The 25,867-nt window shown below is 74.9% G+C and carries 26 protein-coding genes; 7 read left to right on the forward strand and 19 right to left on the reverse strand.

Annotated elements, in window-relative coordinates; all coding sequences use genetic code 11:
• The first annotated feature begins 2 nt into the window (after positions 1-2).
• The gene (locus OG553_RS02640; protein ID WP_405977383.1) at positions 3-815 is read left to right on the forward strand and encodes a glutamate ABC transporter substrate-binding protein; all 813 of its coding nucleotides are present in this window, start codon (positions 3-5) and stop codon (positions 813-815) included.
• A gap of 67 nt (positions 816-882) precedes the next feature.
• On the opposite strand, the gene OG553_RS02645 is transcribed toward OG553_RS02640, so the two are convergent.
• On the reverse strand, positions 883-1,449 hold the full coding sequence (locus OG553_RS02645) for a DJ-1/PfpI family protein (protein WP_405977384.1): 567 nt from the start codon (positions 1,447-1,449) through the stop codon (positions 883-885).
• A gap of 218 nt (positions 1,450-1,667) precedes the next feature.
• Between OG553_RS02645 and OG553_RS02650 the strand changes: the two genes are divergently transcribed.
• The gene (locus OG553_RS02650; protein ID WP_405977385.1) at positions 1,668-2,495 is read left to right on the forward strand and encodes an endonuclease I family protein; all 828 of its coding nucleotides are present in this window, start codon (positions 1,668-1,670) and stop codon (positions 2,493-2,495) included.
• A gap of 4 nt (positions 2,496-2,499) precedes the next feature.
• On the opposite strand, the gene OG553_RS02655 is transcribed toward OG553_RS02650, so the two are convergent.
• The 4 genes from OG553_RS02655 to OG553_RS02670 form a co-directional block, all read right to left on the reverse strand.
• A complete protein-coding gene (locus tag OG553_RS02655) occupies positions 2,500-3,093 on the reverse strand; it encodes a hypothetical protein (protein WP_405977386.1) in 594 nt (197 codons plus the stop codon).
• A 166-nt stretch (positions 3,094-3,259) separates the two neighbouring features.
• On the reverse strand, positions 3,260-4,894 hold the full coding sequence (locus OG553_RS02660) for a beta-N-acetylhexosaminidase (RefSeq protein WP_405977387.1): 1,635 nt from the start codon (positions 4,892-4,894) through the stop codon (positions 3,260-3,262).
• 77 nt (positions 4,895-4,971) lie between these two features.
• Entirely contained in the window at positions 4,972-5,418 is a 447-nt protein-coding gene (locus OG553_RS02665; RefSeq protein WP_405977388.1) for a heme-binding protein, read from the reverse strand.
• Positions 5,419-5,475: 57 nt separating this feature from the next.
• On the reverse strand, positions 5,476-6,708 hold the full coding sequence (locus OG553_RS02670) for an MFS transporter (RefSeq protein WP_405977389.1): 1,233 nt from the start codon (positions 6,706-6,708) through the stop codon (positions 5,476-5,478).
• A 235-nt stretch (positions 6,709-6,943) separates the two neighbouring features.
• Here OG553_RS02670 and OG553_RS02675 point away from each other — a divergent pair, with 235 nt between their 5' ends.
• Positions 6,944-7,396 carry a MarR family winged helix-turn-helix transcriptional regulator gene (locus OG553_RS02675; protein WP_405977390.1) on the forward strand — a complete coding sequence of 151 codons (453 nt, stop codon included), beginning with the start codon at positions 6,944-6,946 and terminating at the stop codon, positions 7,394-7,396.
• Positions 7,397-7,410: 14 nt separating this feature from the next.
• Here the strand turns inward: OG553_RS02675 and OG553_RS02680 are convergent, their stop codons facing one another.
• From OG553_RS02680 to OG553_RS02700, 5 genes are all read right to left on the reverse strand, one after another.
• Positions 7,411-7,971, reverse strand: coding sequence for a hypothetical protein (locus tag OG553_RS02680; RefSeq protein WP_405977391.1), 561 nt, complete (start codon positions 7,969-7,971; stop codon positions 7,411-7,413).
• Positions 7,968-8,678, reverse strand: coding sequence for an RNA polymerase sigma factor (locus OG553_RS02685; protein WP_405977392.1), 711 nt, complete (start codon positions 8,676-8,678; stop codon positions 7,968-7,970). Before OG553_RS02685 ends, OG553_RS02680 begins: the two co-directional genes overlap by 4 nt.
• Before the next feature lie 8 nt (positions 8,679-8,686).
• Complete coding sequence (locus OG553_RS02690; RefSeq protein WP_405977393.1) at positions 8,687-9,175, reverse strand: LAETG motif-containing sortase-dependent surface protein; 489 nt, start codon at positions 9,173-9,175, stop codon at positions 8,687-8,689.
• 124 nt (positions 9,176-9,299) lie between these two features.
• Entirely contained in the window at positions 9,300-10,217 is a 918-nt protein-coding gene (locus OG553_RS02695; RefSeq protein WP_405977394.1) for a nitroreductase/quinone reductase family protein, read from the reverse strand.
• Positions 10,218-10,558: 341 nt separating this feature from the next.
• Positions 10,559-12,001 (reverse strand): PLP-dependent aminotransferase family protein, encoded by a 1,443-nt coding sequence (locus tag OG553_RS02700; RefSeq protein WP_405982931.1) that lies wholly within the window; start codon positions 11,999-12,001, stop codon positions 10,559-10,561.
• 68 nt (positions 12,002-12,069) lie between these two features.
• Between OG553_RS02700 and OG553_RS02705 the strand changes: the two genes are divergently transcribed.
• Positions 12,070-13,023 carry a DMT family transporter gene (locus OG553_RS02705; RefSeq protein ID WP_405977395.1) on the forward strand — a complete coding sequence of 318 codons (954 nt, stop codon included), beginning with the start codon at positions 12,070-12,072 and terminating at the stop codon, positions 13,021-13,023.
• 25 nt (positions 13,024-13,048) lie between these two features.
• Here OG553_RS02705 and OG553_RS02710 read toward each other — a convergent pair whose 3' ends face one another.
• Positions 13,049-13,423: a YbjQ family protein gene (locus tag OG553_RS02710; protein ID WP_362458255.1), complete on the reverse strand. Its 375-nt coding sequence runs from the start codon at positions 13,421-13,423 to the stop codon at positions 13,049-13,051.
• A 240-nt stretch (positions 13,424-13,663) separates the two neighbouring features.
• Between OG553_RS02710 and OG553_RS02715 the strand changes: the two genes are divergently transcribed.
• Positions 13,664-14,215 carry an SH3 domain-containing protein gene (locus OG553_RS02715; protein ID WP_405977396.1) on the forward strand — a complete coding sequence of 184 codons (552 nt, stop codon included), beginning with the start codon at positions 13,664-13,666 and terminating at the stop codon, positions 14,213-14,215.
• Positions 14,216-14,287: 72 nt separating this feature from the next.
• On the opposite strand, the gene OG553_RS02720 is transcribed toward OG553_RS02715, so the two are convergent.
• From OG553_RS02720 to OG553_RS02735, 4 genes are all read right to left on the reverse strand, one after another.
• Complete coding sequence (locus OG553_RS02720; protein WP_405977397.1) at positions 14,288-15,220, reverse strand: AAA family ATPase; 933 nt, start codon at positions 15,218-15,220, stop codon at positions 14,288-14,290.
• Between the two features lie 2 nt (positions 15,221-15,222).
• Positions 15,223-16,431 (reverse strand): RNA ligase, encoded by a 1,209-nt coding sequence (locus OG553_RS02725; RefSeq protein ID WP_405977398.1) that lies wholly within the window; start codon positions 16,429-16,431, stop codon positions 15,223-15,225.
• A gap of 323 nt (positions 16,432-16,754) precedes the next feature.
• Positions 16,755-17,735 (reverse strand): tellurite resistance/C4-dicarboxylate transporter family protein, encoded by a 981-nt coding sequence (locus OG553_RS02730; RefSeq protein WP_405977399.1) that lies wholly within the window; start codon positions 17,733-17,735, stop codon positions 16,755-16,757.
• A 4-nt stretch (positions 17,736-17,739) separates the two neighbouring features.
• A complete protein-coding gene (locus OG553_RS02735) occupies positions 17,740-18,366 on the reverse strand; it encodes an alpha-ketoglutarate-dependent dioxygenase AlkB (RefSeq protein ID WP_405977400.1) in 627 nt (208 codons plus the stop codon).
• A gap of 135 nt (positions 18,367-18,501) precedes the next feature.
• Here OG553_RS02735 and OG553_RS02740 point away from each other — a divergent pair, with 135 nt between their 5' ends.
• A complete protein-coding gene (locus tag OG553_RS02740; RefSeq protein WP_405977401.1) occupies positions 18,502-20,127 on the forward strand; it encodes an AMP-binding protein in 1,626 nt (541 codons plus the stop codon).
• 61 nt (positions 20,128-20,188) lie between these two features.
• Positions 20,189-21,829 (forward strand): PucR family transcriptional regulator, encoded by a 1,641-nt coding sequence (locus OG553_RS02745; protein WP_405977402.1) that lies wholly within the window; start codon positions 20,189-20,191, stop codon positions 21,827-21,829.
• A gap of 39 nt (positions 21,830-21,868) precedes the next feature.
• Here OG553_RS02745 and OG553_RS02750 read toward each other — a convergent pair whose 3' ends face one another.
• The 4 genes from OG553_RS02750 to OG553_RS02765 all read right to left on the reverse strand — a co-directional run bounded on the left by OG553_RS02750 (position 21,869) and on the right by OG553_RS02765 (position 25,863).
• Positions 21,869-23,932, reverse strand: a complete 2,064-nt coding sequence (locus tag OG553_RS02750; protein WP_405977403.1) for a SpoIIE family protein phosphatase — start codon at positions 23,930-23,932, stop codon at positions 21,869-21,871.
• Positions 23,933-24,038: 106 nt separating this feature from the next.
• Positions 24,039-24,473 (reverse strand): hypothetical protein, encoded by a 435-nt coding sequence (locus OG553_RS02755; protein ID WP_405977404.1) that lies wholly within the window; start codon positions 24,471-24,473, stop codon positions 24,039-24,041.
• The gene (locus tag OG553_RS02760) at positions 24,470-25,015 is read right to left on the reverse strand and encodes a hypothetical protein (RefSeq protein ID WP_405977405.1); all 546 of its coding nucleotides are present in this window, start codon (positions 25,013-25,015) and stop codon (positions 24,470-24,472) included. Before OG553_RS02760 ends, OG553_RS02755 begins: the two co-directional genes overlap by 4 nt.
• Before the next feature lie 257 nt (positions 25,016-25,272).
• Positions 25,273-25,863, reverse strand: coding sequence for a hypothetical protein (locus OG553_RS02765; protein WP_405977406.1), 591 nt, complete (start codon positions 25,861-25,863; stop codon positions 25,273-25,275).
• Positions 25,864-25,867 lie beyond the last annotated feature (4 nt).

A 25,867-nucleotide genomic window follows, 5' to 3' on the forward strand; every position in this document is an offset into this window, starting at 1 on the left:
GCATGAAGGTTCCCAAGGCCGGTGCGGTCGCCACGGTGATCGCCCTCGCCGCCACCGCCTCCGGCTGTGGTGGTGAAGCCCCGAAGGAGCCCATCTCCATCGGCATCAAGTTCGACCAGCCCGGCATCGGGATGCGCGAGCCCGACGGCACCTTCACCGGTTTCGACGTCGACGTGGCCACGTACATCGCCAAGGAGCTCGGCTACAAGGCGAACGAGATCGAGTTCAAGCAGGTCTACAGCTCGGACCGGGAACTGCTGATCCAGTACAACGAGGTCAAGTTCGTCGCCGCGAGCTACACGATCAACGACAAGCGCCGCGAGAAGGTCGAGTTCGCCGGCCCCTACTTCGTCGCCCACCAGGACCTGATGGTCCGGGCCGACGACAACTCGATCACCAAGCCTGAGGACCTGAACACCAAGCGGCTGTGCTCGGTGAGCGGCTCCACCTCCGCGGAGAACATCCGCAAGAACCTGGCGCCCAAGGCGAGCGTCCTGGAGCTCGGCGGCTACTCCGAGTGCCTCGTCGCCCTCCAGGACAACCTGGTCGACGCGATGACGACGGACAACTCCATCCTCGCCGGGTACGCGGCGCGCAAGGGGAACGCGGGCAAGTTCAAGCTGCTCGGTCAGAACCTGAGCAACGAGAACTACGGCATCGGCCTCAAGAAGGGCGACAACGACCTTCAGCGGAAGATCAACACGGCGATCACCAAGATGGTCTCGGACGGCTCCTGGGAAGCGGCCGTGAAGAAGCACTTCGGCCAGGCCAACTACAAGTACGAGCCGGCGCCCCAGGTCACGACCGGCCACTGACGGACCCCGGGGCGGGGGCCCCGTCCGGCCCCCGACCCGGTCTCCGGTCCCGCTTCCCGCGGGACCGCTACGCGAGCGGCGCCTTGCCCCGCAGCACGGTCAGGAACTCCCGCATCCAGGCGGGGTGGTCGGGCCAGGCGCGGGCCGAGACCAGGGTGCCGTCGACCACGGCCTCGGAGTCCCGGAACGCGGCCCCGGCCGCCTTCATGTCGGGTTCCAGCGCCGGGTAGGCGGTCACCTGCCGGCCGTCCAGGCCACCGCTCGCGGCGGTGATCAGCGGGCCGTGGCAGATCTGCGCGATCGGCTTGTCGTCCCCGGCGAAGGCGGCCAGGATCCGCCGCACCTCGGGGTCGTTGCGCAGGTACTCCGGCGCCCGCCCGCCCGGGACCACGACGGCCGCGTACTCGGCGGGATCCACGTCCGCGAAGGCGATGTCGGCGGGCCAGGTGTAGCCGGGCTTCTCGGTGTAGGTGTCGAAGCCCTCCTCGAAGTCGTGCACCACGAACCGCAGTTTCTTGACCGCGGGCGCCGCGACGTGCACCTCGTACCCCTCCTCCCGCAGGCGCTGGTACGGGTAGAGCACCTCCAGGGACTCCGCCGCGTCGCCGGTCACGATGAGGATCTTCACTGCCATGGGCCACTCCGATGAGAGCTGTCGGCGGCCGCGTCGGGACCGCCGGGGGCACCCGCTACCGTGCCCGGGGCCCACCGCGGACAAACACCAAGGTCCACGTGGTAGACACATGGTTTTCGCCTGTACGGCACATGACAATAGGATCCTCGCTCTGCCACCTGACACCCCGCCAACTGCCATGGCGGGGACGGTGTTTGTGGAGAGGTATCCCCCACGTCATGAGAATCTCCCGTACTGCCCCCTGGGCCGCCGGGCTCGCCGCCGCGGCGCTGTTCCTCATACCGGCCAGCGCCACCGCCGGCCAGCAGCGCACCACCGCCGACACCGCGCAGGCCGCTCCCCAGGCCTACTACCCGGTCACCGTCGAGGACTACTACGCGCCCGCGGCGGGCAAGACCGGCGCCGCGCTGAAGACCGCGCTGCACGACATCATCAAGACCCAGTCCCGGGTCACCTACGACGGCGTGTGGAACGCGCTGAAGGTGACCGACCAGGACCCCGCGAACCCCAACAACGTCATCCTGGTCTACTCGGGCCGCTCCCAGTCCAAGTCCACCAACGGCGGCGGGGTCAACGACTGGAACCGCGAGCACGTCTGGGCCAAGAGCCACGGCGACTTCGGCACCGCCACCGGACCGGGCACCGACCTGCACCACCTGCGCCCCGAGGACGTGACGGTCAACAGCACCCGCGGCAACAAGGACTTCGACAAGGGCGGCAGCCCGGTGGCGGAGGCCCCGGGCAGCTTCACCGACGGCGACTCCTTCGAACCCCGGGACGCCGTCAAGGGCGACGTCGCGCGGATGCTGCTGTACATGGCCGTGCGCTACGACGGCGGGGACGGCTTCGCGGACCTGGAGATGAACGACAAGGTCAACAACGGGACCGCCCCGCTCTTCGGGCGGATCAGCCTGCTGAAGCAGTGGAACCAGATGGACCCGCCGGACGCCTTCGAGAAGCGCCGCAACCAGGTCATCTACGACACCTACCAGCACAACCGCAACCCGTTCATCGACCACCCGGAGTGGGTCAACTCCATCTGGTAGAGGACTACTTGACGTAGACCTCGGCAAGGGTGTCGATGACCCCGGCCGCGTTCAGGTGGTAGCGGAAGGGCAGGCCCTTGTCCGGGTGGGTGCTCAGCCACGAGGTCAGCTCGTGCGTGCTGATCGGCTTGCCCATCACCTCACCCGGCAGGATCGGCGCGGTGGCGGTGATCTTGGCGGTCTCCGAGATCGGGTAGAAGGTCTCCTCGCCGACCGGCTCGAAGGGGCCGGGGCAGCCGAACTCGCCGTGCCGGACGATGAGGTTGTACGAGCCGCCCTCGGGCGTGTAGCGGTACACGGCGATGGTGTCGGGCGAGATCGGCATCTTGTGGTCGCAGGCGGGCGCGGGAGCCGGGGCCGGGGGCTTCTTGCCCGTCGCAGCGGCGGGGGCCGAGGGCTTGGCCGCCGTGGCCGGCTTCGAGGGCGCCGGCCCGGCGGGCGTACCGGCCGCGGAGGGCGCGGCCGGGGCCTGCGGGGCGGCCGCGCTGGGCGCGCCGCCGGGCGCGGCCGTGTCGTCGCCGTTCCGGCAGGCCGTGAGCACCAGTGCGCCGCACATCGCGAGGGCGGCCATGGCCGCGTGCCCCCGTACCGCTCTCATGCCCGTCTCCCTCTGCCGCGTTCCGGTGTCGCCGCACCGTAACCCCCGGGATCCGGCCAGGGCGATGGCCGGATGTGATTCGTCACCGGGCCGGGATCGGGTCGTTGCGGAGTCCGGACCTCCGCTGCCGCTCGGCGGAGCCGGGTCACCGCTCGGCGGAGCCGGGTCACCGCTCGGCGGAGACCCGGCCGGCGAGGGCCTGGAAGTCCGCCCAGGCGGCCTGCGGCGGGCGCGGGTCCCAGAGCTTCTGCGACAGGGCGGCCAGCGGCATCCGGATGCCCGCGGCCACCTGGTCCGGGGTCTGCGAGGCGGCCAGGTCGCACCAGACGGCGAGGCGGCCGCCGAGCACCTGCGGGTCGTAGCGCGCCGGGACGGCGGTGGTGCCGCGCAGCACGAGCGGGGTCCACTGCTCGTAGATCCGCTTGCCGGTGGGGTAGGTGAACTGGTTGGGCTCGCCGAGCACGTAGTAGAGGTACTCGTCGTTGAGGTTGACCACCTTGCGGCCGGCGTCCAGGTACTCCAGCGGCGGCCGGGCGCCGATCTCCTTGCCCGTCCAGTACTCGGCCTGGATGTCCTGGGCCGCCTTGGCGGTGCCGCCCCTGAAGAAGCCGTCGTTCCACGCCTTGAGGGCCTTGCCCGACGGCCGGACCACGGCCGCCCGGTCGTTCAGCCAGCCCGTCGCAAGGTCCTGCACCCGGGCGGTGGGCCCGTAGCGGGCCCGCGCGGCGTTCGCGAGGGCGGGGAAGGAGGCCTGGGGGTCGCGGACCACCAGGGCCTGGTACTCGTCCGCGCCCAGGTGCCAGGAGCCCGCCGGGAACAGCGGCAGGTACTCGCGCAGCAGGTCGTCCACGAGCTTCGCCGAGGCCGGGTTGGATATGTCCACGGCCCCCTTGACGGCCCGGCCCGCCGCGTCGCGCAGTTGCAGCTCGGGGTGGACGCGGAGCACGGCGCCGAGGTGTCCGGGCGAGTCGATCTCGGGGACCACCGCGATGTGCAGCCGGGCGGCGAGGGCGTTGATCCGGCGCACCTCGGCCTTGGTCAGGTGCGGGGTGGAGACGATCTCGGGATGGGTCTCGGACTCGATCCGGAAGGCCTGGTCGTCGGAGAAGTGCAGGCCGAGCTGGTTGAGCTTGAGGTCGGCCATCTCGCGCAGCCGTCCCTCTATCCACTCCGGGGTGAAGTGCTTGCGCGCCGTGTCGAGGTTGAGTCCGCGCTGCGGTTTGGCCGGGGCGTCCTTGACGGTGCCCTCGGGGGCCGCGCCGGCCCCGCGTATCTCCTGCTTGAGGGTGCGGGTTCCGTAGAAGACGCCCGCCTCGTCCGGGCCGGTGATCCTGACCCGGCCGTCCTGCACGGTGAGGGTGTACGACTCCGCCGGTCCGGAGCCCTCGGCCGCGAGGGCGAGCTGGACGTCGCCGGGCCCGGCCTGGTCCGACTCGGCGTACCCGAGGCGCAGTTCACCGGCGAGCAGCCTCCCCTCGTCGGCCAGGGCCGCGCTGTCGGCGGGTGCGACGAGGACGCGGGCGCCGGGGGCGGGCTTCCAGCCGGGGCCCCGCGCGGGCACGTGCTCGCGTACGGAGGGCACGGTGCGCGGGGCGGTGGACAGGGGGTACGAGGACGGGGGCGGCGTGGGCGTCCCGGAGGGGGTGGGGGCCGGGACGGGGGTGGGGGTCGCCGCTCCGGGGGCGGTGCGGGTGTCCTGGGCTCCGGCGGAGCAGGCGGGTACGGCGAGGACGGCCAGCGTGGCGGCCGCTGCCGTCGCGATGGCCCGAGCTCCGCGGAACCTTCGGGTCGTCTGCCTCATCGTGCACCTGTGTCCCCCGTACCAACCTGGCACGGGGGACACGGCCGCGCGACCCGGGGCGGTCGGGCGGCGGCGCCTCAGGCGGCGGACTCCGTGCGCTCCAGGGCTTCCAGGGCCTCCAGGGCGGCCGTGCCGAAGCCGTGGTCCTGCGCGGGGGCTCCGCCGCCGACGCCGACGGCGCCGATCAGGTGGCCGTCGCGGTGGACCGGGAGCCCGCCGGCGATGAACAGCAGCGGCCGGTCGAGGGCGGTGGGCAGGCTGTGGAAGGGGCCGCCGGGCAGGACCGCCTCGGTGAGGTCGGCCGTGGGGGCGTTCAGCTGGAGGGCGGTGAAGGCCTTGCGGGTGCTGGTCTCGCCGGAGATGAGGACGGCCCGGTCGTCGCGGCGGAAGGCCAGCGGGTGGCCGCCCGCGTCCAGGACGGTGACGCTGACCGCGACCCCGGCCGCCCCGGCGGCGGTACGGGCGGCGGCGACGAGCAGTTCGGCGTCCTCGGTGGTGAGCGGGGAGACGGCGGTGCGGGACATGTGGTGCTCCTGTTGCTGTGTGTGGTGGTACGGGTGGTGCGGCTGGTACGAGTGGGGTCAGTGGTGGACGGGGGCGGGGGCCGCGTCGGGGGTTCCGGCCGCGACCACCCGGCTCGCGTCCGCCGCGTCCGCCGCCGCGCGGCGGTCCGTACGGCGCTCCAGCGCTCCGGAGACCAGGGCGAGGACGAGGGCGGAGGCGGCGAGGGCGGCGCCGACCCAGTTCGGGGCGGTCCAGCCGAGTCCGGCGGTGATGACGAGCCCGCCCAGCCAGGCGGCGAGGGCGTTGCCGAGGTTGAAGGCCCCGATGTTGACGGCGGAGGCCAGCGTGGGGGCGCCGGCGGCCTGGTCCAGGACCCGCTTCTGCAGCGGCGGCACGGTCGCGAAGCCGAGGGCGCCGATGAGGAAGACGGTGACGGCGGCGCCCGCCTTGTCGTGGGCGGTGAGCGTGAAGAGGGCCAGCACGAGGGCCAGCGCGCCCAGGGACACGTACAGCATCGGCATGAGCGCCCGGTCCGCGTAGCGGCCCCCGACGAGGTTGCCGGTGACCATGCCGAGCCCGAAGAGGACGAGCAGCCAGGTGACGGAGGTGTCGGCGAAGCCGGCGACGTCGGTCAGCATCGGGGTGATGTAGGTGATGGCGGCGAAGACCCCGCCGAAGCCGAGGACGGTCATCGCCATGGCGAGCAGCACCTGGACGTTGCGGAACGCGGCCGCCTCGTGGCGTACCCGTACGCCCTCGGGGCGGGGCAGGTCGGGGACGAGGCGGGCGATGCCGAGCAGGCCGAGGACGCCGAGGGCGGCGACGATCAGGAAGGTGACGCGCCAGCCGAGGTGCTGGCCGACGAGGGTGCCGAGCGGGACGCCGACCACGTTGGCCACGGTCAGGCCGGTGAACATCATGGCGATGGCGCCGGCCTTCTTCTCGGGCGCCACCAGCCCGGCGGCGACCACCGAGCCGATGCCGAAGAAGGCGCCGTGGGCGAGGGAGGCGACGACGCGTCCGGCCAGCATCACGCCGAAGGCGGGGGCGAGCGCGGAGAGCACGTTGCCGGCGATGAAGAGGCCCATGAGCAGCATCAGCATGCGCTTGCGGGGGACGCGGGTGCCGAGGACGGTCATCACGGGGGCGCCGAGGACCACGCCGAGGGCGTAGCCGGTGACCAGGAGCCCGGCGGTGGGGATCGAGACGCCGTAGCCGGCCGCGACCTCGGGAAGGAGGCCCATGATCACGAACTCGGTGGTGCCGATCCCGAAGGCTCCGATGGCGAGTGCGAGGAGCGCGAGAGGCATGGCGAAGCTGCCCTTCAGGGTGCGGGGGGGGTGGGGGTGGCATCGGGCGAACGTTCTTGCGGTCGCCGGTTACGCTCGTCAACATTAATTGCAGACGCGGGATATTTGCAAGCGCGGGCTATTGCGCCGGTGACCTATCCTTGGCGGTACGCGCGCGACGGCGCGACTTCGACCCCGCACCACGCCCGCACCACGCCCGCACCGCACCGCACCGCACCCACGACGGAGGAGCCACATGACGGCCACGGACAGCGCACTGACCGGCCTCGCCCAGGGCTGGTGCGCCCTCTCCCTCCTCCACGGCCGGATCGAGGCGCACATCGAGCGGGCCCTACAGGCGGGCCACGGGCTGAGCGTGCGCGAGTACTCCCTGCTGGACGTGCTCAGCCGCCAGCACGGCGGCCCGGGCGGACACCTGCGGATGCACCAGGTCGCGGATTCGGTGGTGCTCAGCCAGAGCGCGACGACCCGGCTGGTCAGCAGGCTGGAGGACCGCGGGCTGCTGAGCCGCTACATCTGCGACACCGACCGCCGGGGCATCTACACCGACGTGAGCGAAGCGGGCCTGGCCCTCCTGGACCGGGCCCGCCCGACGAACGCCGCCGCCCTGCGCGAGGCCCTGGACGAGGCCGCGCTCCTGCCGGAGCTGGCCCCGCTGGTGGCGGCGGTGGAGAAGGGCACCCGCTAGGGGATCCCCTGCCGTCAGCCCTTCGGCTTCGAGGACGGGGTGGGGGTGCCCTGCGGCATGCCGGCCCCGCCCGAGGGCACCGGCGTGGCCGAGCCCCCCGCGGGCACCGTCGCCGTCGGCGGGGCGGACCGCTGCGGGCGGACCGGGGCCGACGCGGTGGACGGCGGCGGCGACGGCATGCCCGCCCCGGTACCCGCCCCCGAGGGGGACGGCGAGCCCGGCGGCACCGAGGCCGACGGCGACACGCTCGGCGCGGGCGAGCCGGAGGGCCCGGTCGGGCCGAGCTCCGGCGGCGCGGCGGGCGGCTCGGGGCGCACCGGCCGCTGGTCGGGCCCGCCGAGCACGAGGTACCCGGCCAGGGCGGCCGCCGCCAGGCCGGACACGCCCGCGAGGGTCCACGCCCCGCGGCGCAGCCACAGCGCGCGCGGGGACAGCCGCCGCAGGTGCGGTCCGGGCGGATCGGCGGGCCGCAGCGAGACGACCGTCACCTCCTCGGCCCGCGCTTCCAGGGCCTGGCGCAGCCGGCGCTCCACGGGGCGTTCGCCGTCGGGCGCCGTACCCGTAGGACCGGTCATACCCTTCCCTCCAGAATCCGTTCCAGCGCGTCCAGGGCGCGGCTTGCGTTCGACTTCACCGCGCCCCGGCTGATGCCCAGGGTCTCGGCGATCTCCGCCTCGCTCATGTCCGCCCAGTAGCGCAGCACCAGCACCTGGCGGCGGCGCACGGTCAGCTTCCCCAGGGCCGCGAGCACCTCGCGGTGCGCCTCCCCCAGGACCACGGACGCCTCGGCGGAGGGTACGTCGGCGCTGACCGGCGGTATCCAGGCGCGGGCGGTGCGCCGGCGGCGCAGCACGGACCGGGCGGTGTTCACGACCGAGGTGCGCAGGTAGCCCAGCGCGTTGTCCACCTCCGAGATCTGTTCCCCGTAGCGGCGGTAGAGGGCGGTGAAGGCGTCCTGCACCACGTCCTCGGCGGTGCCGAGGTCGTCGACGAGGAGCACCGCGAGGCGGACCATGCCCAGGCGGTGGGCGTGGTAGAGCTCGGTGACGGTCGGCGGGCGCGGGGTCTCCCCCGCGCCGTGGCCGCCGGGGCCGTACGCGTCGCCGTGCGCGTACGTGCCGCCGTGCGCGTACGCGTGGGCGCGGGACCCCGCCGCGGGGGCGCCGGGCCCGGCCGTCGCCGGAGCGGTGCGCTCGCGGCGCGTGATCCACCACCACAAGCCCCGCCACGTCCGGGCGGAGCCGGACGTGAGGGGGCTGGCGGATGGTGCGAGTTCGAGCACGGGTGTCCTCAGTTGGCGGCGCGGCGCCGCACGGCGAACAGGGCGCCGCCGCCTGCGGCGACGAGCGCGGCCGCGCCGGCCCCGAGGGCGATGGTGGTCGCCGAGGAGCCAGTATGCGCCAGCTCGGAGCCCTCACCGGAACCGGCCGCCCCGGAAGGCTGGGCGGACGGCAGGCCGGACGGCTGGGCCGAGGCGGGGTGCGAGGGGACGGGGGTGGGCTTGCCGCTCGCGGGCGAGGTCGGGGCGGGGCTCGGCGTGGCGCTGCCGCTGCCGCCGTTGCCGCCGCCCGCCGGCTGCGAGGGGACCGGGCTGGGCTTCCCGCTCGCGGGCTGCGTCGGGAAGGGGCTCGGCGCCGCGGAACCGGAGGGTGCGGGCGAGGCGGAGGGTCCCTGCGCGGCGGAGACCGGCCCGGCGAGGGCGAGGACCGCCCCGGCGGCGGCAGCGGCGACGGCCGCCCGGCGGGCGGTGGCGGGAAGTGCGCGCTTCAGGTTCTTCACAGTGGCTCTCCACGGTCGGGTCCGGGGCGGGAACTCCGCCCTTCACCCCCGCACGACGTGCGAGTGCCCGATCGGTTGCCGCCGTTTCGAAAAAACTTTTCGCGCGTTCCCGCCCCGCCCCGTCTCACGGGTGCTGCGGCGGCCAGGGGACCTCCTCCAGCAGGGGCAGCAGCACCTCCTCCTCGTGGTCGAGGTGGGCGTTCAACTCCGCCGTCATGCGCGCCAGTTCGGTGCGGAACCGCTCGGGTTCGGCGATGGCCACCCGGCCCAGCAGGGCGACGAGTTCGCCCTGGATGCGGGCGACCGTGCGGTGTTCCTCGCGCAGCCGCTCGAAGACGGGCGCCAGGTGCGGGTGGTGGGCCAGGGTCCCGGGGAACAGGTGGGCGTCCTCGCTGGTGTGGTGGAACTCCAGGCCCTGGCAGAAGGCCAGGCAGCGCTGGCGGATCTGGAGCCCGAGGCCGGGGGCCGGCGGCCGCCCGGGGCCGGTGTGGGCGGCGCGGGCGGCGAAGTGGGCCTCCGTCTCGGCGCCCACGTGGCGCAGTTGGGCCCGCAGCCAGGTGTGGACCTCCAGCAGCTTTCCGGCGAGGGTGCGGATCCCGGCGGGGGGCTGCCAGCCGTCGGGATCCGCGGGCTCCAGCCGGACGACGGGGAGCGTGCGGGTGGTGCGGGCCTGGTAGTCGGCGTATCCGGGGGCGGTGCGCACGACGGCTTCGAAGAGCTCCTCGCGCCGGGCGCCTTCAGCGGGCACGGCGAGGGCCTCGAAGGTGTCGCTGCCGAGCTCGACCCGTACCTGCGGGTGGGCCAGGATGTTGTGGTACCAGGCCGGATGGGCGGGGGCGCCGAGGTTGGAGCCGACGACCAGCAGGACGCCCTCGTGCCGGACGAAGCCGAGCGGGTTGGTGCGTTCGGCTCCGGAGCGGGCGCCGGTGGTGGTGAGCAGGAGCAGGTCCTCGCCCTCGAAGTAACCGCCGACCTTGCCGTGGCGGGCGCGGAACTCCTCGATGACGGAACGGTTGAAGTCCTGGGCGGGTGTGGTGGGCACGTGTGCGTTCTCTCTCTGGGCAGGCCGGTCCGGCACGCCGCCGGTCCCCCGACGGGCCGCCGTGGAGCGGGAGTCGCCGGAGCGGGGCGTGCGGGAACGGGCGTACGGACTTACGCGCGTACGGAATCGCGGAAAAGGGGGGAGGCGGCTGCGGCTCGATGGCCGGCCGCGACGCGGGAGCCGCGGGTGCGGCCGCTCTACGTCAGCTGCGGGGCGCGGAGTACTGACTCATGGCGTGTCCCTGAGTGAAGGGTGTTCGCCCGATCACCGGCCGGCCCACTGCTCTTTGGCCGGAGTCACGCGACACCGACGGCCATTAGACGCGGCGGGCGCGGCGGTTGTCAACGCCGATGATCTTGTACGTGCTCCCGCAGGGCCCGGCCCAGGACGGCCACGCCCTCCTCGATCTCGCCCGCCGGCCCGGCCGCGTAGCCGAGGATCAGGCCGGGCGGGCCGGGCCGCAGCCGGTGCCAGGACAGCGGGTGCGACTTGACCCCGAGGGCCAGGGCCGCCGCGGCCAGGGCGGTGTCGTCGAAGGACGCGCCGTCGAAGGTGACGGTCAGGTGCAGCCCCGCGGCTGCGCCGTGCACCCGGGCTCCGGGCAGGTGCTCCGCGACGGCCCGCAGCATCGCGTCCCGGCGGCGGCGGTGGCGGCGCCGGACGAAGCGCAGGTGGCGCTCCAGTTCGCCGGAGTCCATCAGCCGGGCGAGGACGAGCTGCGCGAGGACCGGGTTGCCGAGGTCGGCGTACCGCTTGGCCTCGACGACCGGGTCGCGCAGGCGGCGCGGGACCAGCAGCCAGCCCAGCCGCAGGGCGGGGGCCAGCAGTTTGGACACGCTCCCGGCGTAGCAGACCCCCTCGGGCGCCAGGGCCCGCAGGGCGGGGACGGGGGCGCGGTCGTAGCGGTGCTCGGCGTCGTAGTCGTCCTCCAGGACCAGTCCCCCGGCGGCGGCCCAGTCCAGCAGTTCGCGGCGGCGCTCCCCGTCGAGGACGACCCCGGTCGGGAACTGGTGCGCCGGGGTCATCAGGACCGCCCGCGCACCGCTCGCCCGCAGCGCGGCCACGTCCAGCCCGGCCCCGTCCACGGGTACGCCGACGACGTCCAGCCCGCCGTGTTCCAGCTGTTGCCGCGCCCCCAGCGAGCCGGGGTCCTCCACCGCCATCCGGCGCACCCCGGCCCCGGGCAGCACCTGCGCGAGCAGCCCGAGGGCCTGCGCGACCCCGGCGACCACGACGACCTCGGCGGGGTCGACGCGGATCCCCCGGTTCCGGGCCAGCCAGCCGGCCACCGCCTCCCGGAGGGCGGGCGCGCCCTGCGGGTTGCCGTAGCCGAAGTCGGCCGGGGTGAGCGCGGCGAGCACCCGGCGCTCGGCCTGGAGCCAGGCGGTGCGCGGGAAGGCGGTGAGGTCGGGCACCCCGGGCGAGAGGTCGATCCGGCAGGGCACGGCGCGCAGCGCGTCCACCAGCCCGCCGCGGGCTGCCGCCGCCGCGGGCCCGGCCGCCGGAGGCGGCGGCGCGGCGACGACCACGGTGCCGGCCCGGCCCCTGCCCGCCACCTGACCGGTCTCCGCGAGCCGCTGGTAGGCCTCGGTCACCAGCCCTCGGGAGACGCACAGTTCGGCGGCGAGCACGCGGCTGGCGGGGAGCCGGCTGCCGACGGGCAGGGTGCCGTCGGCGATGGCGGCGCGCAGCCGGCCGGCGAGCCAGTCGGTGCGGTTGCCGGGCGGGGCCTGGCCGATGTCGAGCTGGAGGAAGTCCGACCCGGTCTCGGACCCCCCGCCCATTTTGGACCCCTCGGCGGCACCTTCTTTGGACCTGCTCACGGGACCATTGTGCCTCCAGGCTGGACGGCATGAGCACCTCCACTCCCATCCCGTCCACCGCGCCCGCCTCCCCCTCCTCCCCCTCCTCCCCGTCCCCCACCCGGTCCGTCCCCCTGCGGGACCTGCTCCCCGGGATCGCCGGGATGGCGCTGGTCGGCAGCAGCGTCACCGTCTCGCGTTCGCTGGTCGACGCCCCGCTGTTCGCCGCCCAGGCGGTCCGCTACGTGGCCGCCGCCGTGATCCTGCTCCTCCTCGCCCGGGCCGCCCGGGTGCCGCTGTCGCTGCCCCGGGGGCGGGAGTGGCTGTGGCTGGCCGGGATCGCGGCGGGCGGGCTGGTGCTGTTCAACGTGGCCGTGGTCCGGGGCGTCGCGCACGCCGAGCCGGCCGTGATCGCCGTCGCCGTGGCCTCCGTACCGGTCCTGCTCGGGCTGGTCGGCCCGCTGCTGGAGAAGCGCCGGCCCAGCCGCCGGGTACTGCTGGCGGCGCCCGTGGTGGTCGCGGGGGCGGTGCTGGTCGAGGGGACGGGACGCACGGACGCCGCCGGGGTGGGCTGGGCGGTGCTGGCGCTGGCCTGCGAGGCGGCGTTCACCCTGCTGGCGGTGCCGGTGCTGGGGCGGCACGGCGCGTGGGGGGTGTCCGTGCACGCGGTGTGGATGGGGGCGGTGATGCTGGCGGTGCTGTCGGTGTGCACGGAACGCCCCTCCGCCCTGGCGGAACTGACCCTGCGCCAGTGGGGCGCCGTCGGATACCTCGCCGTTCTGGTGACGGCGGTGGCCTTCCTGCTCTGGTACCGCACGGTGGCGGCCGTGGGCTCCGGCCGGGCGGGCCTGCTCACCGGCATCGCCCCGCTGGCGGCGGCCGGCGCCGGGGTCCTGTCGGGCGGCGGCGCACCCCGCCCGGCGGTGTGGCTGGGCCTGGCGGTCCTGGTGGCCGGACTGGCACTGGGCCTGCGCGGCGGCGACGGCTCCGCCGACGCCCGATGACGGCGCGGCCCCTCCGGGGCCGGTGTCAGGTCCCGGCGGGGACCAGGACCACGGCCGTGCCGTAGGCGCACACCTCCGTCCCGACGTCGGCGGCGTCGGTCACGTCGAAGCGCATCATCAGCACCGCGTTGGCGCCGCGCGCCCTGGCCTGCTCGATCAGCCGTTCCATGGCCTGGTTGCGGGTCTCCACGAGGGTCTTGGTGAGCCCCTTGAGCTCGCCGCCGATCATGGACTTCAGGCCGGCGCCGATCTGGCTGCCGAGGTGGCGGGAGCGCACGGTGAGCCCGAACACCTCCCCGATGACCTGCTCGACGCGGTAGCCCGGGACGTCGTTGGTGGTCACGACCAGGACGCCGGTCTGCTGGGCGCCGGGGCCGCCGCCGTAGTCTTCGATACCCATGGGCCCACTGTGCTGCCGGGGCCCGCCGAGCGCATCCGCAGGGTTCCGGGGCCTGGCCACGACCGCGACCGCGACCGCAACCCCGACCATCTTGAAGATATTGGGCATATCGGGCTAATCGGCGGTGCGTCGGCCGGGGGTGGCCGCGCCCCCTCGTCATAGTCGTCGGTGGCAGCCCCCGGGCCGCCACCCCCAGCCGCGCCCCGCGGCCGGGCGGAAGCCTTCGTGGAGGAGCGGCTCATGCTGAAGCCCACCCGGACCATCCTCGCTCTTGCCGCCGGCAGCATGGTGCTCGGCCTGTTCGGCGCGGGCGCCGCCGCCGCGGACGACGGTCCGGTGGACAAGGAGCCCGGCGCGGCGCAGGTCCGCGGCGACGACGACGGGCACGACGAGTACAACGAGTACGACGACTCGGACGAGTACGACGACGAGGACTACGGGGACGGCGACGGCGACGGCGACGGCCGGCCGGAGGACGGCGACGGGCCCGTCATCTACCCCAAGCCCAAGTACGCCCTGGGCCGCGTCGTCTCGCAGGGCCCGCTGAAGATCCGCAGCAAGCCCAGCACCCACTCCAAGGTGCTGGGCAAGGTGCACCCGCACCAGAAGCTGACGCTCGTGTGCAAGAAGCACGGCGAGCGGGTCGACGGCAACGACATCTGGTACCTGCTGGAGCGCAAGGACGGCAAGGACGGCGACGACCGCATGGCCGGCATGAAGTACTACCACAAGCGCGCCTGGGTCTCCGCCCGCTACGTCAAGGACGTCACCCCGGTGAAATGGTGCCGCTGACCTTCGAGGACCGCGCCGCAGGGCGTACGGGAGGGGCCCCCGGGCCGCGCGTCCCGTACGCCCTGCGGCGTGTCAGAAGTCCCCGTAGTTGACCTGCCAGGTCGGCAGCCCCATCCGGCGCCAGACGGCGACCACCCGGTCCCGGTCGTCGAGCGACACCCGGACCGCGTAGCGGTCGCGCACGTGCGCGTCGAACAGCTCGGCCTTGACCACGTCGTCGCGTCGGGTGTCCCCGGCGGGCCGCATCCACAGCTCGTCGTACGGCACCTCGTGGCGCCGCAGCCAGGACTCCGTCTCCTCCCGGTGCTCCTCGCTGCGCCCCGACAGCAGCACGATCACGTCTCCGTCCGCGCGCCGGAAGGCGTCGAGGGCGTGCCGTACGGGCTCGTTCAGCAGGTCGATCCCGCAGCGCGAGAAGTCGTACGGACCCCGGTCGCCGGTGAGGGCGAGCGTGCCGTCGATGTCGCACATCACGGCCGGCGGGAGCTCCGGGTCGGCGACGTAGGGGCGGACGGACGGCTGGTCGTTCAGCCATTCCTCGGTGAGCCGCCAGCCCCCCTTCTTCGCCTTGGCGTGCTTGTCGGCGAGCATCCGGATGATCTCCTCGCCGACCGGCCGCTCCCGCGCGGCGTCGCGGCGCAGGCACTCCTCGACGGGCACGTCGGTGAAGTCGTGCACGACGAAGGTGGCGCGGCCGGCGACCGCCGCCTTGAGCCGCTTGGGGATGTTCGACGTCAGGTGGGTGTTGTCGACGACCACGTCGAATCCGCCGTCGACGGCCGCGCGGACCGCCGCGTCCTGGACGGCGAGCACGGTCTGCTCGTGCCGGTACGAGCGGGCCCGCTCGGGGTCGGGCACGTCGAGCATGGCCCGCAGGTCGTCGAGGTTGACCCGCCGCATGCGGCCGCCGGCCTCGGCCTGGAGGGCGCGGGCCGCGGTCGTCTTGCCCGAGGCCGGCAACCCCGTCATGACGTGGACCACGGGGAGTTCGGGCTCTTCGGACACGTTCAGTTCTCCTCGTCGGTGGTGTAGGGGTCGGCCGCCTCCGGCCGTACGGCCCGCCAGCTGACGAGCTCGGTGGAGCGGCCGTCCAGCCGCAGGAACATCGCCGAGCGGATCTTGCCGTCCCGGATCTCCTTGGCGGCGCGCGCGAAGGCGCCCCGGTCGCCGGCCAGGCGGGCGAGCGCCCCGTAGGCCTCGTCGACGGCCCGCTCGCGCTCGGCGAACGCGTCCTCCAGCCGGGCGATGACCTCGCGGACCCAGGCGTCGAACTCGTCGGGGACCTGTTCCAGGAGCGCGTCGAGCGGCTTGCCGCCGGCCTCCTCCACGTCCGCGGCCGTGCAGTTCAGGCCCTGCGCGAGCTGCTTGGCGGGCAGGCCGGCGAAGCGCTGGACCCCGTGGGCGCGCCAGATGTCCCGCTCGTTGACGCCGGTCAGCAGCTTGTGGAGGCGTACGTACTCCGAGAGCTTGGCCTTCGCGCGCACGCCGGACGCGAAGCGCAGCACGAAGCCCTCGGCGTCCGTGCCGGCCGCGGACCCGCCGCCGGGCAGGGTGTTCGACTCGGCGAGCGCGAGGAGTTCGGCCAGCGGCATGGCGGGCCACACCCTGACGACGGAGCCGACGTCCTGCCAGTGGCCGGCGGCCTCGGCGAGCGGCACCTCGGTGCCGTCCGGGCCGAAGGCGGCGAGCAGGACGAGGTCCCGGCGGTCGCCGTAGTCCACGACGATCCGGTTCTGCGGGTACAGGATCTCCGCGAGGTAGGTCGTTCCGGGCACGAGGGCCGTGGTGTCGCGGGAGTCGAGGCGGCGCTGCGCCCAGGTGGCCTGGGTGCTGATGAAGGAGCCCTTGGAGGCGACCCGCCAGTGGTCCGCGTAGTGGAAGACCACGGCGAGGCTGCCGTCGACCTTGTCGTACACCTCGAACGTCTCGTCGGGCAGGGCGGGCGCGTAGGGGCGGCCGGAGGTGTGCTCCCCGACGTTGAAGAACTTCGGCAGCGGCAGCGCGACGACCGCTCCGGTCTCGTCGTCGGCGACGAGTCCGCGGCAGCGCGTGGTGACCCTGTTCCATATCTGCTCGTACTGGGCGGTGCGCGTGTACGTGTAGATGGACAGGGGCAGTTCGGGGTGCTGCTTGCGGGTCACGTGCCCGGCGTCGATGGCCTGCGCCAGTTCCTGCGCGGGCAGCAGGCCGTGCAGAGTCAGGTGGTCCTGGCTCATGGGTTCCTCCCGGTTCGAGATGCCTCATTCTCACGTGCGGGAGGGAGCGGCCGGTACTCGATTACCGCTGGTCAGCAGCCGGGCCGGCCGTGTCCCGAGACGTGGGACCAGGGCGGCCGCGGCGGTCGCCGCCCGGCCCGCGGCCGTGCTCCGGTTCCGCCGGGGAGGATGACGTCCCCCGTGGGCCGTCCGGTTCCCGGTCAGCGGGAGACGCAGAGTTCGTTGCCCTGGGGGTCGACGAGCGTCGTCCAGTTGTGGGGGTCCTGTCGGCCCTCGGAACAGCACCCTGGGCGCCCGCTCCGCGCCGCCGGGGTGGCGGGACCCTACCGATCCGCCCCGTCCCCGCCCGGCGGGAAACGCCGCCGGGCGGGCCGGCAGCAGCTGAGGACGAAGGCGAGGAAGGTGAGGACCCAGGCGGCGACCGCGATCCACAGCAGGACCTCGCCCAGGGGCCGCAGCCACGGGAGGCCGGTCACGGGGGCGGCGGTGAGGCAGGCGGCGGCGGTCATGCCGAGGGGGAAGACGGTGGACCAGCGGCGGACGTCGTACCGGTGGCGGGGGCTGCCGAGTTCGGCGGCGAGGAGGACGGCGTACCAGACGAGCGAGATGCCGAGGGCGGCGAGGGTGGCGGCGCGCAGGGCCGTGTCCGCCGGCCCGGTCCACAGCGGCAGGGCGGTGAGTTTCGCCCCGGCGAGGGCGGTGATGGACAGGGCCCCGCCCGCGACCCAGTGGTCGCCCGCCCCGCTGACGACCTCGTGGAAGTCGAACCGGGTCAGGGCGGTCCCGTACAGCAGCAGACCGAGGCAGAAGCAGGCCAGGGCGGCGAGGGCCAGCCATTCGGGGTACCCGGCGGCGGCCAGGGAGGCCGCGAGGACGGCGAGGCCCTGGGTTGCGACGCAGACGAGGAAGGCGGCGCCGGGCATGCGGCGCCGCCAGTGCAGGACGACGGCGGCCAGTAGTCCGGGCCACAGCAGGGCGGCCAGGACCAGCAGGGCGGCGGCCGCGCGCTGCCACCCGAGCGCGGCCAGCCGGGCGCCGAGCACGGTGGTCGCGGCGACGGCGGTGAGGGCGGCCGGGGTGTCGGCCTCGGCCCGGAAGCGGCCCCGGTCGCCGACGAGCCGGGCCGCGAAGTCCCCGGCCAGTACGAGCCACAGCACGCCCGCGACGGCCAGCGCGGCGATGGAGAACCGGGTGTGGCCGGTCAGCTCCAGACCGATGGAGAGGACGCCGGTGGCCATGACCGCACCGCCCGCGGCGGGCGGGAGGGCGGAACACCAGGCCCTCAGACGGCTCCCGCTGCGCATGGCCTCACATTACGCCGCGGGTGCGGAACTGGACGCTGATCCGGGGGCCGACGGCCCGTGCCGTCTTGGGGACGGCGTGTTCCATGGTGCGCTGGCAGGAGCCGCCCATCACCACGAGGTCGCCGTGGCCCAGCGGCAGCCGCAGCAGGGTGGGGCCGCCGTCGCGGGGGCGCAGGACGAGGTCGCGGGGGTCTCCGACGGAGAGGATCGCCACCATGGTGTCCTCGGTGGCGGAGCGGCCGGTGCGGTCGCCGTGCCAGGCGACGCTGTCGCGTCCGTCGCGGTAGAGGCAGAGCCCGGCGGTGACGAAGGGCTCGCCGAGTTCGGGGGCGTAGTGGCGGCCGAGGGCGTCGCGGGCCTCGGTGAGCACGGGGTGCGGGAGCGGCTCGCCCTCCCGGTAGTGGGCCAGCAGCCGGGGGACCTCGACCTCGCGGTCGTACATCTGGCGCCGCTCGGCGCGCCAGGGCACCTCGGCGGCGAGCCGTTCGAAGAGGGCGTCGGCGCCGGTGAGCCACCCGGGGAGGTGGTCGGCCCAGGCGCCGGCTCCGAGCACGGTCCTCCGTACCGGTGAGAGCGGTCCGAGGCGGATCTCGTCGGTCTGGTCGAAGAGGGAGCCCTGGAGTGCGTGCATGGCACCAGCCTACCCCCGCCCTCGAACACACGCTCGAAAGAATGGGGTGCTCCGGGGGGTGGTCCGGCGGCCGGCGGAAGAGGATCATGGCCGCACGCCGGCTCCGCCGGGCCACAGAGTCGTGGAGGTACACACGTGTCGGTCGCGCCCAGTCACGCGTCAGGAAGCACCGGGGTCCCGCTGCTGGACGAGACGATCGGGGACAACCTCGACCGCACCGTGCGCCGCTTCCCCGGCCGCGACGCCCTCGTCGACGTGGCCGCCGGACGGCGGTGGACGTACGCGGAGCTGGCCGCGGACGTGGACGCCCTCGCCCTCGGCCTGCTGGACCTCGGCATCACCGCGGGCGACCGGGTCGGCATCTGGGCCCCCAACCGCGCCGAGTGGACCCTCGTTCAGTACGCCACCGCGAAGATCGGGGCGATCCTGGTCACGGTCAACCCGGCGTACCGGTCGCACGAGCTGGAGTACGTGCTCAAGCAGTCCGGGACGCGGCTGCTGGTCGCGGCGGAGAGCTTCAAGGGCTCGGACTACGCGGCGATGATCGAGGAGGTCCGGCCGCGCTGCGCGGACCTGGAGTTCACCGTGCTGCTGGGCGGCCCGCGGTGGGACTCACTGCTGGAGCGCGGCGCCCAGGGCGACCCGGCGGACCTGGCGCGGGCGGCCGCGGCCCTGGACCCGGGGGACCCGGTCAACATCCAGTACACCTCGGGGACCACGGGCTTCCCCAAGGGCGCCACCCTCTCCCACCGCAACATCCTCAACAACGGCTTCTTCGTCGGGGAGCTGTGCGGCTACACCGAGCGGGACCGGGTCTGCGTACCGGTGCCCTTCTACCACTGCTTCGGCATGGTCATGGGCGCCCTGGCGTGCACGAGCCACGGCGCGGCGATGGTGGTCCCGGCGCCGGCCTTCGACCCGGCGGCCACCCTGGCGGCGGTGGAGGCGGAGGCGTGCACCTCCCTGTACGGGGTGCCGACCATGTTCATCGCCGAACTGGCCGCGCCCGGCTTCGACGGCTACGACCTGTCGAGCCTGCGGACCGGGATCATGGCGGGCTCGCCCTGCCCGGTGGAGGTGATGAACGAGGTGATCGAGCGGATGGGGATGACCGGGGTCTCCATCTGCTACGGCATGACGGAGACCTCTCCGGTGTCCACGCAGACCCGGGTGGACGACTCCGTGGAACGCCGGGTCTCCACGGTGGGCCGGGTCGGGCCGCACCTGGAGGTCAAGGTCGTCGACCCGGAGACCGGCGCCACCGTCCCGCGCGGCACCCCGGGCGAGCTGTGCACCCGGGGCTACTCGGTGATGCTCGGCTACTGGGGCGAGCCGGCGAAGACCGCCGAGGCCGTGGACGGGGAGGGCTGGATGCACACCGGCGACCTGGCGGTCATGGACGCGGACGGCTACCTGGGCATCACGGGCCGGATCAAGGACATGGTCATCCGGGGCGGCGAGAACCTCTACCCGCGCGAGATCGAGGAGTTCCTGCACGGCCACCCCGACGTCCTGGACGTGCAGGTCATCGGCGTCCCCGACGCCAAGTACGGGGAGGAGCTGATGGCCTGGGTGCGGATGCGCGAGGGGGCCGAGCCGCTGACGGCGGACGCGGTCCGCGCGTACTGCTCGGGCCGCCTGGCCCACTTCAAGATCCCTCGCTACGTCCACGTCGTGGACGAGTTCCCGATGACGGTCACCGGCAAGATCCGCAAGGTGGAGATGCGCGAGGCGGCAGCCCGCCTGCTGGAGTCGATGTAGTACACATTTGGTTGCTTCGGGCGGCAGTTGGGGCTTTGATCACGCATGGCAGGCTGTGGCCATGCAGTTGCGTGATGTGATCCTCTCCGGCGGCCCGGCACCGTTCCAGTACCTCGGAGGCGGCGAGGAGGGGCTCCGGCGGCCCGTGCTCGCCGCCGTGACCATCGACCTGCCGGATCCGGGGCGGTTCGTCTCCCCCGGGGACCTGGTGCTGTCGGGGCTGGTGTGGCTGCGGCCGGACCTCGGGCGCGCCGACGCCTTCGTACGGATCATCGTGGAGGCGGGCGCCGTCGCCCTCGGGGCGGGCGAGGCCGAGTTCGGGAACGTGCCGGACGAGCTGGTGCGGGCCTGCGAGCGGCACGGGCTGCCGCTGTTCGCGGTGGGCGTGGACGTGTCCTTCGGCCCCGTCGCCGAGTTCGTGGCGCGCGGCCGCAGCGGCGCCCGGGTCGGGAACCTCGCCGCACTGGTGGACCGGCACCGGCGGCTGATGGCCTCCCGGCCGGGCAGCGGCGCCGGAACGGGGGCGCTCCTCGAACTGCTGCTGTCCGAACTGGACCTGCGCGCCCACGTGCTGTCCCCCACCGGGCGGCTGATCGCGGGCGCCCGGCCGCCGCTGCCCGAGCGGACGGCGACGGCCCTGGCCGGGCGGTTCCTGGCCGCCGAGCGCTCCGGCCGGCGCGCCCCGCACCGCACGGCGGCCCACGGGCAGCCGTACTCCCTGTTCCCGGTGCGGTCCGTACCGGGGGCCGGGCCCGCGCTGACCGACTGGGCCGTCGCGGTGGAGGCCGACAGCGGGGACTGGCACGACGAGCGCATCGGCCTGGTGGAACGGCTGGCCGGGCTGATCGCCGTGGAGCGCGGCGGCCGTGACTCCGACCGCGCCGCGCGCCGGCGGGCCGCCGGGCGGCTGCTCGGGCTGCTGGACTCCGACGCGACGGGGGCCCGGGCGCGGGAGCAGGTCCGGGACGCCGCCGGGCTGCTCGCGGCCGAGGCGCCCGGCGGCGGGGCCCGCTGGCAGGCCGTCGCGGCCCGGCTGGACGGCGTACCGGGCGGCCACGGGCCGTCGCCGGTACGGGACCTGCTGGAGGAGGTGCTGCTGCACCCGGTGTGCCTGGGCCCCGGCGCCGCCCCGCGGATCGGGCTCGCCGCCGCGCTCGACGGGCGGGAGGCCGTGGCCTTCGTACGCGTGGCCGCGGGCCTGGAGCTGACCCCGGAAGCGGTCCGGGAGGCCGCGTGCGGCGCCCTGCCGCGCGGGCTGCGCGGCGGCGAACGGCTGAGCCTCGGGCTCGGCGACCCGGTGGCGGAACCGGACGACCTGCGGCACACCCTGGCGGAGGCCCGCAGCGCCCGCCGGGTGGCGGCCGGCCCGGGAGCGGAGCCGGTCGCCGTGCGCGGCACCGGCGACATGGCGGCGCACGTCATGTCGCTGCTGCCGCTGCTCCCCGCCGAGGTGCGGCGGGCGTTCAGCCGCCGGCTGCTGGCGCCGCTGCACGCGTACGACCGGCGCCACCAGTCTGAACTGGTGCCGACGCTCCGCTCGTTCCTGGAGCACGACGGCTCCTGGGCCCGCTGCGGGGAGGCGCTGCACCTGCACGTGAACTCGCTGCGGTACCGGATCACCCGGATCGAGTCGCTCACCGGGCGGGACCTGGCCCGGCTGGAGGACAAGATGGACTTCGCGGCGGCCCTCCACATGGACTGAGCCCCCCACCCACACACACCGGCCCGGCCCCGGCCCCGCTCACCGCGCGTGCCGGATCCGGGCCAGGAGCAGGACCGTGTCGTCGGTGGCCGGGTCGGGGACCAGCGCCGACAGGACCCGGTCCACCTCCTCCTCCAACGGGCCCTCGACCGCCGCGAGCCGTTCCCGCAGGGCGTCCAGGCCGGCTTCGATGTCCTGGCCGCGCGCCTCGACGAGCCCGTCGGTGTAGAGGGCGAGGACGGCCCCGTCGGGGAGGCGGGCGTCCTCCGAGCGGAACGGCACCCCGCCGACGCCGAGCGGGACTCCGAGGCCGCCGTCGAGGGTCTCGACGGTGCCGTCGGGGCGGCGCAGCAGGGGCGGGGGGTGGCCGGCGTTCGCGATGCGGGCGCGGCCGGTGCGCGGGTCGTACTCCACGTAGACGCAGGTGGCCAGCTCGATGCCGGACTCCCGCGCGCAGGCGTCGAGTTCGCCGAGGAGCCGCTCGGGCTCCGGGCCGTGGCGGGCCAGGGCCTTGGCGGTGATGCGCAGCCTGCCCATGGAGGCGGCGGCGGGCACCCCGTGTCCCATGACGTCGCCGACGACGAGCGCGACCCGGCCTCCGGGCAGGTCGATCACGTCGTACCAGTCGCCGCCGACCTCGGTGGCGCGGCTGCCCGGCAGGTAGCGGTGGGCGATGGCCACGTGCTCGCTGCCGGCCAGGGCGCTCGGCAGCAGGGCGCGCTGGAGGGTGAGGGCGATGTCCTGGACCCGGCTGTAGAGGCGGGCGTTGTCCAGGCACAGGGCGGCGCGGGAGGCGAGTTCCCCGGCGAGGCTGAGGTCCTGTTCGGTGAAGTCGGGACGGGCGGACGAGCGCCCGAACATGGCGAGGCCCTGCACGGTGCCCCGGGCGACGAGCGGGGCGATGACGATGCGGGCGAGGCCGCTCTCCAGGAGCAGCCGGGCCCGGCCGGGCCGGTCGGTGGCCCCGGCCGCGAACTCCTCGTCGACCCGGACGCAGAGCGGGCGGCCGGCGGCGAACATGCGGTGGATGCCGGAGCCCGGCGGATACGACAGCTGCTCCGCGCCGGCCACCAGCTCGGGCGCGGGCGGCGGCAGCACCGTGCCGGACGCGATGCGGCGGGTGAACAGGGGCAGCGCCGGGTCGAAGGCCTCGGCGGGGTTCATCCACTCCACCAGCTCGACGACGCAGCCGTCGCAGAAGTCCGGTACGGCCACCTCGACCAGCTCCCGGGCGGTGGTGTCCAGGTCCAGGGTGGTGCCGACGCGGGCCGCGGCCCGGTCCAGGAGGGCCAGGCGCCGGCGGGCCGCGGTGGCCTCCAGCAGGGCCCGCTCCCGGTCGGTGACGTCCACCAGCAGGCCGCCCACCCCGGGGCGGGTCTCCCCGGCCCGGCTGAGCGGGAACAGGCTGACCGACCGCACCTGGTCGCGGTCGGGGCGGCCGGGCGTGCGCAGCCCCACCAGGGCGCCGACCAGGGGGTGGCCCTCGTCGGCGACGGCGCGCAGCATGCGCTGGAACTCGCCGTCGTCGGAGGTGAGCATGATCTCGTCGGTGGCGCGGCCGAGGTGGGCGGCGACGGGCAGGCCGTCCATGTCGGCCAGGGCCTGGTTGAGGTGGACGTAGCGCAGGTCCTGGTCGAGCATGACCAGGCCGATGGGGCAGCTCTCGAAGAGGGCGTCGAGGAAGGCGAGGTTGGTCTTCACCCGGTCGAGCTCGTCCCCCCTGCTGGCCAGCCCCATGATCACCGGGTCGTCGGCGGAGCCTGCCACGGGGAAGACCCGGAACCCGCAGTCGAAGACGGAGCCGTCCCGGTGCAGGGCCGGCAGCCGGACCCGCCAGTACCCGAGGGCCGTGGCCCGTTCCGCCAGCCGGGCGGCGGAACCGGGGGTGCCGTCGGGGGGTTCGGGGAAGAGGGTGGCGGCGGGCCGGGACAGCACCTCGGCGGCATCGTGCCCGAAGAGCCCCTGCGCGCCGGGCCCCCAGAAGCGGATCCGGCCGTCCGCGTCCATGCCGAAGACGGCCACCGGCACGTGTTCCAGCAGGGAGCCCGGCTCCGACCGGATCGGACCGGCAGCCCCCGAGCCCCCCGCCTGCTCCGACGGCACCGGATGCCTCCTCTGCCCGGGGCGCGCCGAGTCCCGGTACCCGCCCGCGCGGGGGCGGGGGGCTCGCCGCTCCCCTTCATTCTGCGCGCGGTCGGCGGAGCGGACATCACGGCGCGGACGGGTCCGCGACCACCCGGCGCGGGTCGAGGACGATCTGCCGTACGGTCCAGCAGTCGGCGCTCTCGATCGCGAGGGCGGCCGAGCAGCCGGTGCACAGCATGTTCGGCCCGCCCCTGCCGTCGGGGCCGCAGCAGCCGCCGCGGGTCCCCGCGTCGGTGGTGGGGGTCATGCCCCGGACGTCGTCGGGGCCGATGACGATGCTGCCGGTCGGGCCGGCCGGCATCCGGTACGAGGTCGGTGAGGTGTGGGGCACCCAGGAGAAGGCGGAGGGCTCCGGGTCGTACGCGAAGCCGCCCGGCGGGATGCGGGGCGGGCACTCGCCCTCGGCCTCGTAGGGCAGCGGGCCCTCCCCCGGGAGGGGCACCTCGTCGAGCTCGGCGGTGACGGCCGTACCGCAGCCGGCGCATCGGAAGACGGTCATGGCCCGTCCTCTCCGGCCCAGCCGGTCAGGTCGACGACGTCGCGGGCGATGTCGGTGACGGAGCGGCCGTCGGTGGAGACCCTGACCACCCAGGGCGGCGCGGCGGCCTCCAGCCGCCGGGACATCAGCTCGCCGCGGGTCACGTGGGCATCGAACCGGCTGCCGGTCTCGCGGACGGCGAGGCGGCGGGCGGCGGTGGCGTCGGCGGCGGTGAGGAGGACCCCGATGACGCGGGGGCTGCCGCCCATCGCACGGGTGACCAGGCCGGGTTCCAGGACGGAGACGGTGTTGGTGTAGATGAGTCTGCGCTGGCCGAGGGCGGTGTAGTTACGCCAGAGCGCGGCCAGGTTGGCTTCGGTCAGCCGGGACCGGTCGGGGTCGCCGGGCGGGGCGGGGTGCGCCTGGTCGAGGTTGTCGCCCTCCACCAGGCAGTGGGCGATCCGGGCGGCGCGCAGCCGCACCGAGACCTCCCAGCCGACCGTGGACTTCCCGACGCCGGACCGGCCGCCGATGAGCAGTACCTCGCAGGGACCGTCAGCCATCCGCCCAGCAAACCCCGCCCGGCCCCCGCCCCGCACCCGCCCCCAGGGAGCGCCCGCGACACCCGGGGGGCGCACGGGATCCCGGACCCGCCTCCCGGCGCCGGCCCGGGGCTGCGGGCGCTCCGACCGACGGGCACCGACGGGGCCGGGCGGCCGCGCCGAGATCCCGCCCCGCACGGGGCCGGGGGGGCGGACCGGCCGAGTACCCGGCGGCGTCCCCGTACCGGCGGCCCCCGCGAGGCCCCCGGCGGGCGGGGTCACCTCGCGGACGTGCCGCCCCGGGCGTTCAGCGGGGTGTTCGCGGTGATGGTGCCGTCGGAACCGGACACGGTCACCGCGTGGCGGACGCCGTCCGGGCCGAGGACCACCGCGCGCCAGGCGCTGCCGCCGCCCTGCTGGGCGACCGCGCGCAGGGCCTCGACCTTGCCGCCCTCCACCGCCGCGGCCGCCTTCTCCGCCGCCTGGCCGATGGGCAGCGCGGGCAGCGGCGCGGGGGCCTGGGCCCGGGCCCGGCCGTGCCCGGCGAAGCCGCCGCGCGCGGGGCCGGCGCCGTCGCGGATCTTCGGCTCGGCCTCGTGCCCGCCCCCGGGGGCGTGCGGGCGGCCCGGTTCCGGGCGGACGAGGTGGCGGGCCCGGTCCGCGTGGCCGTGGTGGTGGCCGGCCACGGCCACCGCCGTCGCCCCGCCGCCCACGATCACCGCGGCCGCGCCGACGGCGACCGCCCAGCGCGCGCCCGTGCCCCGGGGTACCACGCCGCCCAGGCCCTTGCGCGCGGGCTTCGCGGGCTGCTCGGTGGGCTGCTCGGCCGGCTGTTCGGGCTGCTCGGGCTGCGGGAAAGACTCAGACATACCG

This window comes from Streptomyces sp. NBC_00158 (assembly GCF_045160885.1).
In the GTDB taxonomy this organism is placed as follows: Bacteria; Actinomycetota; Actinomycetes; order Streptomycetales; family Streptomycetaceae; genus Streptomyces.

What these genes read in the sequence shown, in the direction of transcription:
- OG553_RS02640 (WP_405977383.1), top strand. Translation starts at nt 3, where the DNA reads ATGAAGGTTCCCAAGGCCGGTGCGGTCGCCACGGTGATCGCCCTCGCC.
- OG553_RS02645 (WP_405977384.1), bottom strand. Translation starts at nt 1,449, where the DNA reads ATGGCAGTGAAGATCCTCATCGTGACCGGCGACGCGGCGGAGTCCCTG.
- OG553_RS02650 (WP_405977385.1), top strand. Translation starts at nt 1,668, where the DNA reads ATGAGAATCTCCCGTACTGCCCCCTGGGCCGCCGGGCTCGCCGCCGCG.
- OG553_RS02655 (WP_405977386.1), bottom strand. Translation starts at nt 3,093, where the DNA reads ATGAGAGCGGTACGGGGGCACGCGGCCATGGCCGCCCTCGCGATGTGC.
- OG553_RS02660 (WP_405977387.1), bottom strand. Translation starts at nt 4,894, where the DNA reads ATGAGGCAGACGACCCGAAGGTTCCGCGGAGCTCGGGCCATCGCGACG.
- OG553_RS02665 (WP_405977388.1), bottom strand. Translation starts at nt 5,418, where the DNA reads ATGTCCCGCACCGCCGTCTCCCCGCTCACCACCGAGGACGCCGAACTG.
- OG553_RS02670 (WP_405977389.1), bottom strand. Translation starts at nt 6,708, where the DNA reads ATGCCTCTCGCGCTCCTCGCACTCGCCATCGGAGCCTTCGGGATCGGC.
- OG553_RS02675 (WP_405977390.1), top strand. Translation starts at nt 6,944, where the DNA reads ATGACGGCCACGGACAGCGCACTGACCGGCCTCGCCCAGGGCTGGTGC.
- OG553_RS02680 (WP_405977391.1), bottom strand. Translation starts at nt 7,971, where the DNA reads ATGACCGGTCCTACGGGTACGGCGCCCGACGGCGAACGCCCCGTGGAG.
- OG553_RS02700 (WP_405982931.1), bottom strand. Translation starts at nt 12,001, where the DNA reads ATGGGCGGGGGGTCCGAGACCGGGTCGGACTTCCTCCAGCTCGACATC.
- OG553_RS02705 (WP_405977395.1), top strand. Translation starts at nt 12,070, where the DNA reads ATGAGCACCTCCACTCCCATCCCGTCCACCGCGCCCGCCTCCCCCTCC.
- OG553_RS02710 (WP_362458255.1), bottom strand. Translation starts at nt 13,423, where the DNA reads ATGGGTATCGAAGACTACGGCGGCGGCCCCGGCGCCCAGCAGACCGGC.
- OG553_RS02715 (WP_405977396.1), top strand. Translation starts at nt 13,664, where the DNA reads ATGCTGAAGCCCACCCGGACCATCCTCGCTCTTGCCGCCGGCAGCATG.
- OG553_RS02725 (WP_405977398.1), bottom strand. Translation starts at nt 16,431, where the DNA reads ATGAGCCAGGACCACCTGACTCTGCACGGCCTGCTGCCCGCGCAGGAA.
- OG553_RS02730 (WP_405977399.1), bottom strand. Translation starts at nt 17,735, where the DNA reads ATGCGCAGCGGGAGCCGTCTGAGGGCCTGGTGTTCCGCCCTCCCGCCC.
- OG553_RS02735 (WP_405977400.1), bottom strand. Translation starts at nt 18,366, where the DNA reads ATGCACGCACTCCAGGGCTCCCTCTTCGACCAGACCGACGAGATCCGC.
- OG553_RS02745 (WP_405977402.1), top strand. Translation starts at nt 20,189, where the DNA reads ATGCAGTTGCGTGATGTGATCCTCTCCGGCGGCCCGGCACCGTTCCAG.
- OG553_RS02755 (WP_405977404.1), bottom strand. Translation starts at nt 24,473, where the DNA reads ATGACCGTCTTCCGATGCGCCGGCTGCGGTACGGCCGTCACCGCCGAG.
- OG553_RS02760 (WP_405977405.1), bottom strand. Translation starts at nt 25,015, where the DNA reads ATGGCTGACGGTCCCTGCGAGGTACTGCTCATCGGCGGCCGGTCCGGC.
- OG553_RS02765 (WP_405977406.1), bottom strand. Translation starts at nt 25,863, where the DNA reads ATGTCTGAGTCTTTCCCGCAGCCCGAGCAGCCCGAACAGCCGGCCGAG.